The organism is Planomonospora algeriensis, assembly GCF_977012225.1.
Map to the genome: position 1 here is coordinate 1 of NZ_CDRNDK010000538.1, position 3,836 is coordinate 3,836.

Annotated in this window: 5 protein-coding genes; 4 read left to right on the forward strand and 1 reads right to left on the reverse strand. The window is 73.0% G+C overall.

Going from position 1 to position 3,836, the window contains the following annotated elements; translation table 11 throughout:
• On the forward strand, nucleotides 1–378 hold a 378-nt coding region (locus ACWJ6R_RS31970; RefSeq protein WP_449065791.1), incomplete at its 5' end, for a hypothetical protein.
• Between the two features lie 252 nt (nucleotides 379–630).
• Here the strand turns inward: ACWJ6R_RS31970 and ACWJ6R_RS31975 are convergent.
• A complete protein-coding gene (locus ACWJ6R_RS31975) occupies nucleotides 631–939 on the reverse strand; it encodes a helix-turn-helix domain-containing protein (RefSeq protein ID WP_189238072.1) in 309 nt (102 codons plus the stop codon).
• 72 nt (nucleotides 940–1,011) lie between these two features.
• Here ACWJ6R_RS31975 and ACWJ6R_RS31980 point away from each other — a divergent pair, with 72 nt between their 5' ends.
• Genes ACWJ6R_RS31980 through ACWJ6R_RS31990 form a run of 3 tightly spaced genes read left to right on the forward strand, consistent with a single transcriptional unit; the run spans nucleotide 1,012 to nucleotide 3,712 of the window.
• Entirely contained in the window at nucleotides 1,012–1,938 is a 927-nt protein-coding gene (locus ACWJ6R_RS31980) for a hypothetical protein (protein ID WP_449065792.1), read from the forward strand.
• Complete coding sequence (locus tag ACWJ6R_RS31985) at nucleotides 1,938–2,201, forward strand: hypothetical protein (protein WP_449065793.1); 264 nt, start codon at nucleotides 1,938–1,940, stop codon at nucleotides 2,199–2,201. Before ACWJ6R_RS31980 ends, ACWJ6R_RS31985 begins: the two co-directional genes overlap by 1 nt.
• Nucleotides 2,201–3,712, forward strand: a complete 1,512-nt coding sequence (locus ACWJ6R_RS31990) for a hypothetical protein (protein WP_449065794.1) — start codon at nucleotides 2,201–2,203, stop codon at nucleotides 3,710–3,712. The genes ACWJ6R_RS31985 and ACWJ6R_RS31990 overlap by 1 nt, the downstream gene beginning before the upstream one ends.
• Nucleotides 3,713–3,836: the final 124 nt, after the last annotated feature.

The window sequence follows — 3,836 nt, forward strand, 5'->3', positions numbered from 1 at the left end:
CGTGAGGAACTGGCCGTGCTGGCCGCCGACGACGAGCCGGACGACGCGAAGCCCGGTGATTCCGCCGGTCACCGCCACGACGACGTCGCCGCGCACGGCACCGGGCCCGCAGAGGCTCCCGGACCGGATCGCCCAGCCCTGCGGGGGTTGCGCAAAGAGGCGGTGGTGTTGCTGGCCAGCTCCGACAAGCCGCTGCGGGCGCGCGATGTGGTGCGGGCGCTGGGCCAGCAGGACGTCCGTGGGCGGGTGGAGGGGATGCGCGCGCGGCTCAAGCGGCTGGTGAGCGATGGCTGGCTGGTCGAGCGCGAGCAGGGCCTGTTCACGATCGCATCCGGGATGAACGGGTTCACCGGCGAGGGGGACACCGCCACGGACTGAACCGGCGTGCCGGTCTGGTGACCGGATCGAAAAGTGGTGCCGCCGAGTAGCAGCTCGACGGCACCGGGTTGCGTGAGCGCCCACAAGACCTAACTCTTTGAAGGCTCGCGCCTTCCGAGCGTAACGCGCCAGATGATCGCTTGGAGGCTGTCGAGCCAAACGACGGCCGCTCATGCCCGGATGTCCGGGTTTCCGGGGCGGCGGAGGGAAGGCTCGACCATGCCGTCGAGGTCATCACGGCGTTCGGCGCCGTCATCGGGGCGCCGAGGTGCCCTCCGGCCACAGCCGGGCCGCGAGCGCGGTCTCCAGCAGGGCGATGGTGGCCACGTCCGGCCAGGACCGCCCGGCCAACAGGTCGGCGATGGACTGGCGATTGACACCGGAGGCGGCGGCCAGGCCGCGCAGGCTCAGCCGACGTTCGACCAGGATCCCGGCCAGGGTGGCGGCGATGGCCTGAACGACGGCGGCGGCGGGATGAGGGGTCAGGTCCGCATTGGGCCAGGCCTGCGGATCCTCGGCCAGCTCCCGCGGAGCCGCCGAGCGCGCACGTCCTCCGACCATCACGAAGTTCTCCTATCGGTGGATGTCACCCGCGACTGTAACGGCTGCTTGTCCAGCCGCTATGGATGGAGTGTGACCCTCGACCCGGACACCTCGGCGAAGATCACTGGCTATCGGCCGCGCAACGCCTCGCCGGGCTGGGAGGTGGTGGCCGACCAGGTCCGCGTCACCGTGGCCGCGTCCGCGCCATGGACCAGCCACCCTGCCGGGCGGCTGCTGCACGTGGTCGGCCGGCTGGCGATCTGGTGCCACGGGCGCGGCCTGCCCACCGACCCGGACGTGTGGCTGCGGCACGAGACGATCGACGCGTTCGTGCTGGCCGGATGCGCCGGCCTGGCCCCACGCACCACGCAGACCTACCGGTCGTGGCTGCGGCAGGTCCGCGCCGCGCTCGCCTGGGCGCAGCGCGGGGAAAGCACCCCGGTCGCACTCAGCGCCCCCAGCGAGCGCACCGCCCCCTACACCCCGGCCGAACTGGCCCGGCTGCGCGAGTGGGCTGCCCACCTTCGCGGCCAGACCCGCAGCGATGCCCTCGCGCTGATCGCCCTGGCCGCGGGGTGCGGGCTGACCTCGGCCGAACTCGCCGCCGTCCGCGGCAGCCACGTGCGCGTCCTCGACGACGGGACGGTCATCGTCGCCGCGCCGGGCACGACCCGGCTGATCGTCGCCCGCGCGGCCTTCGAACGCGACCTGGCCGTCGCCGCCGGCACCGCGCTCACCGGCGGGGACCGGTATCTGTTCCGGCCCGGCCGGACGACCGCCTACGCCAAGAACCTCGTGGCCTCGTGGACGTGGGCGCACCGCCCGACCGGGGCCCTTCCCCCGCTGTCGGCGCGGCGGCTGCGCGCCGGCTGGATCGTCGAGTTGCTGAGTGCGCGGATCGACCTGACCGTGGTCGCCGCGGCGGCCGGGCTCGCCCCGAGCGCGCTGGCCCGCTACAGCCATTTCGTCCCACCTCTGAATACCCGCACCGCCACCGAACTGCTGCGCGGCCGCTGATGGCGGGCGGGTCGCGTCCCCGCACGGCACAGGTGGCCGCCTGCCGTCCCCGGCCGGTCACCGAAGCGCCCCTGCTGATTCCGGACGCGATGGTGGCCCACCTCGATGACCTGCTCATCGAGACCGGGGTCATCGAGGTGATCGAGACTGAGCTCGCGCACCGTCCCGGGCCGCCCGGGCTGCCGGTCCGCACGGTGCTGCTCGGCCTGCTGCTCGCCGTCTACTACACCGGCAGTGCTCAGCTCGCGGACGCTGGCGGCTGATGGCCTTCAGTCTCAGCCCGGCCATGCGCCGACGCCACCAGATCCCCGATATCGATCCTGACGACCGGCATGCCCAGCACGCGTTGTCGCGCAGGTTCTACCGCACCTTCGACAAGATCACCACAGGGCTGGACGTCGTCCGCGTCGACCGGCGCCGCCGCCTCACCGCGGCCGAAGCCAGCGCCTACACCTCCGCCTGGGACGACGACGAGCCCGAGCACCAGCGCAAACGCGACCTGCTGCAAGACATCGTGACCCGGCTCGTGCTCACCCCGGTCCGCCGGGCCCGGGGTCGCGGCTATCTCGCGCACTACGGCGGGGACGTCGGGATCGACGCCACCGCGATCCCCACCTGGGCCCAGCCGCCGCGGCTTCGCCGCTCCACCGGCCAGCCGTTGGCCTCGATCGAGATCACCGCGGGCTGGCACCACAGCGCCGGCGACGGCCCGCCCACCTTCGGCTACAGCGCCACCCTCGCCACCGCCGCCCGCACCCGCGACGCGCTCGGCACCCACCCGCAACTCGCGCTCGGCCTGGTCATCGACACTCCGCACCGGCGCGTCGGCCCGGCCGCGATCACCGCTCTGGACGCCATCGCCTCGCTCGGCCTGCCCACCGGCACGCTCGCCGTCGACCGCGCCTACACCGACCAGAGCGCCGACCACTTCGCGCGGCCCGCCCGCGCCCACGGCTACCGGCTCGCCCTGGACTACAGGGTCGAGCAGCGCGGGCTGCAGGGCTCGGTGCACGGCGCGCTCCTGGTCGACGGCAGCCTGGCCTGCCCCTTGATGCCCGCCCCGCTCGTCCACGCCACGACCGGCCTCGACGACGCCGCCGTCCGCGCCCCCGACGACGAGCTCACCGCGTTGATCCACGCGCGCCGGCCGTACTTCCTCAAAATCAAGCAGACCCCCGACACCGAGGGGAGACTCCGTCTGCAGTGCCCGGCCGCCGGGACCGCCCCGTCGGTGAACTGCCCTCGTTTCAACCAGACCAGAGCGGCGACCCGTGGCCCGCGGACCCGCATCGATCTCACCGATGCACGGCAGCGGGCCGCACACGCCGCGGCCAAGCCCACCGTCCTGCTGCCGCAGACCAGCAGCGGCGACGGGTGCCTGCCGACGATCTGCACCCAGCAGACCATCACCCTGCACCCGGGCGACCTCGGCCACAAGGACAAGCTCCGCCAGGACCTGCCCTATCTGAGCCCGGCCTGGAAAGGCGCGTTCAAGGCCATCCGGGCCAATACCGAAGGGATCAACGGCAGGTTGAAGGGCCAGGTCATCAATCTGGCCGACCCGACCAACCGGCTCGCCCACGGCCGCGTCGCCCAGACCATCCTGGTCGCCCTCATGATCTGCGTCGCCAACCAGAAGATCCTGCTGTCCTGGCGGCAGGTCCACGACCCCGAACCCCGGCCGTCGCCCACCGCCGGAGACGACCTTCCAGCCGAGCCGGACATCGACGACACCACCGACAACAGCGGCAGGCCCCCGCCCGACCGGCCCTGAACAGATCGTCACCCCGACCCGTCCCGACAGCGCATCCCAACGAGCCGGCGCGAGCATGCCCGCTGGCCGGTTCGCCCTGCCCTCGACGCGACCGGACACCACCCGAGCCCCTCGCCGCAACCAC

Excerpts from the sequence above, each read along its gene's own strand:
- ACWJ6R_RS31975 (WP_189238072.1), bottom strand. The coding sequence starts at position 939 with ATGGTCGGAGGACGTGCGCGCTCGGCGGCTCCGCGGGAGCTGGCCGAG.
- ACWJ6R_RS31985 (WP_449065793.1), top strand. The coding sequence starts at position 1,938 with ATGGCGGGCGGGTCGCGTCCCCGCACGGCACAGGTGGCCGCCTGCCGT.
- ACWJ6R_RS31990 (WP_449065794.1), top strand. The coding sequence starts at position 2,201 with ATGGCCTTCAGTCTCAGCCCGGCCATGCGCCGACGCCACCAGATCCCC.